Source organism: Holospora curviuscula, assembly GCF_002930195.1.
Classification (GTDB): domain Bacteria; phylum Pseudomonadota; class Alphaproteobacteria; order Holosporales; family Holosporaceae; genus Holospora; species Holospora curviuscula.
On sequence record NZ_PHHC01000067.1, the window covers coordinates 1 to 2,310 of the forward strand.

The following is a 2,310-nucleotide window of genomic DNA, read 5'->3' on the forward strand; positions in this document are numbered from 1 at the left end:
ACAAGCCCTCATTGCACCGTTGAGAGTTCTGGCAGCGGCGGCTCAGGCGCTGGAGGGGGCATCGGCTTCCCAAATTCATGCCTGCGATGAAGCCTTGGATAACGCTCTTCAACATAACTTTGTGCTGGCAGTTCCGGTGGCTTCCGGACTATTGGAGGCTGCCGCCGTGGTGGGAGGAACCATCGCTACCCTCTGGGCCGGGGAAAAAGTGGTGAACGTCCTTGAGCAGGATCACTGGAATCAGGAGAAAAAAGATCCCCAAAAACAGGAACCTAAGCAAGACCAAAAAGAAGACTCTAAAGAGGGCGGCGCCGGAAAACCTCCCCCTGGAGCGGGCCCTGCTGCAGTCCTGGCAGGCGGGGAGACCGTTCGCAGAATGACTCAAAAATCTTCGGATCAACAGATCGGAGGAAGAGATAAGAAAGTACGGCCCGAAGTGCAGCCCGAAAAAAACAAGAAAAAGGATACAGATCAGGAATTGGCTAAAGAAAAAGTTCAATCTAAAGAAAGTGTCCAAATTATAGAGGCGAATAATCCTAATGCTATGGAAGCGCTTCAAAATAAATTTAAAGCTGTAGAAAGTGCTCAAAAAAATGCTGTAGAAGTGAGAGTACTTCCGGACCAAAGAATCCGTTATCACGCTCCGGAAAGAGCTTCTACGAACCCTGGTCCCACGAAGGGTGCTGCTCATGTTACAGAATATAACCCAAAAAATGGGCAAGTTAGATCTTGGCATGAAAGTCACGATCAGAAAGGTAACGTTAATCGAGTGCATCCTAAAGAAGTAAATGGTCAAGCGGTGGATGGCCCTCATTATCCACTTACTCAAAAAGATCTGGAAGCAGGATTTAAAGGAGGGTCAAAGTAATGCATATCTTTACAGATTACCAAGGGAAGGTTCATGACCCTTACGCAGAACAAGGAAATGGTACTACTCGTTACCTTGCGGGATTTTTGATGAAAGATTTATTATTGAAGCATTGGGGAACTTATGAACTATCGGAAAGTCCTTGGGAATCTGAGCTTATTCAATTTGCTAAAGATAGTACTCCATCTTTGGTAGAAGCGGAGATGGAAGATCATTATCCGAGTCATGAAATTATGCTTTATATTTCAGAAACGATAATGATCAATGGGGGTATGTGTGGTGATATTGTAGAATTTATAGGGATTGCTAATGATCTTTTTGTTGGCCGTCGTACTATAAAAGTCGTGGAGGAGAAATATTTTATAACAGAACAATATGATCCTTTCATGGCTTGGCCGCTTCCCTGTCCGGGCCCCCCCTATGGGCGCCGGCCCTACCTTCAGGGCCAAGACCCACCCCGGAGCCAGGCGGTGATTTGGGTGCCTTTTCCTATTTTGAGGTTTGCCTTTTTTGCCAAGGAGGTGGCGCTTTTTGGTCGGCCTTTTGAAGCCATGCAGCGGGTGGCTCAGGAGCAACTAGAGCAGCTGGACAGTCGCCTTATCCACCCGGAATATTTCTTTATTTTGGCTCGGGTGCTGGAGTTGGAGGACACTCCGGAATCCCGGAACAGCTTGGATATCCTGGCTAACAACCTGTTCTTGGGGGAAAAACCCTTGACTCAAGCCTGGGTGGAAGGACCTCAAGAGGCGCCGTGGCTGCGATGAAATTTTGGACCTTCCTAACTCAACTTTGGAGTCAGTTTAAGGGCCAGGTGCGCATTCAGGCTCGCGAGAAGCTCCTTCTGAGCCCCGCCCTGAAGTATGACAGCTTTGAGAAGGTTTCGGTGGTAAAGGACTCTCGCATTCTCCAGAAAATCCAGGCTCGCCAAGGCCAAGGGGTGGACTACCTGGACTGTTCTGTTCAGGGTCATTTGGCGGTGGATACGCCGCACCTGGAGGTTATTTCCACAACGGGCCAGCGCCCCTCGGGCCTAGAGGTGGCGCCTCGCCCCGAGTTTACCGAGATTCATCACACGGTCCTGCCCTCTATTACTCAAGAATCCCAGAGACCTCGTACCATTTTTAAGCCTGCCTTTAAGGCCGCTCTGGGGGTGGGCGTTGCAGCTCTGGCAGGGGCCAGCGGAGGGATTGCCTCTGGCGTGCTTGCAGCGTCCGCTCAGGCCTTCATCCAGAAGGGAGGCCTGGAGTCTTTGGCCAATCACGAATCCCTCCAGCTCTCGGATATGCTCAAGGCAGCGGGAAAAAGCCTTGCAGTGCAAGGGCTAAGCTTGGGTGTGGGGGACCTGGGCAGCGCCGGGAACCTGATTAAGACGACGGCAGCCCATAGCTTGGTGTATCAGGAAAATCCTGTAAAAACCCTTGCCCGCCAAGGTGTTCTGCAGA

2 protein-coding genes and 1 pseudogene are annotated in these 2,310 nt (G+C 50.5%); all 3 read left to right on the forward strand.

Annotated features, from left to right (window positions below):
• A pseudogene (locus HCUR_RS08220) lies at positions 1–868 on the forward strand (hypothetical protein); the annotation flags it as partial.
• Entirely contained in the window at positions 868–1,632 is a 765-nt protein-coding gene (locus HCUR_RS01675) for a hypothetical protein (RefSeq protein ID WP_243397245.1), read from the forward strand. The pseudogene HCUR_RS08220 and the gene HCUR_RS01675, both read left to right, overlap by 1 nt.
• On the forward strand, positions 1,620–2,310 hold a 691-nt coding region (locus HCUR_RS01680; protein WP_207760862.1), incomplete at its 3' end, for a hypothetical protein. The genes HCUR_RS01675 and HCUR_RS01680, both read left to right, overlap by 13 nt.

What these genes read in the sequence shown, in the direction of transcription:
- HCUR_RS01675 (WP_243397245.1), top strand. Translation starts at nt 868, where the DNA reads ATGCATATCTTTACAGATTACCAAGGGAAGGTTCATGACCCTTACGCA.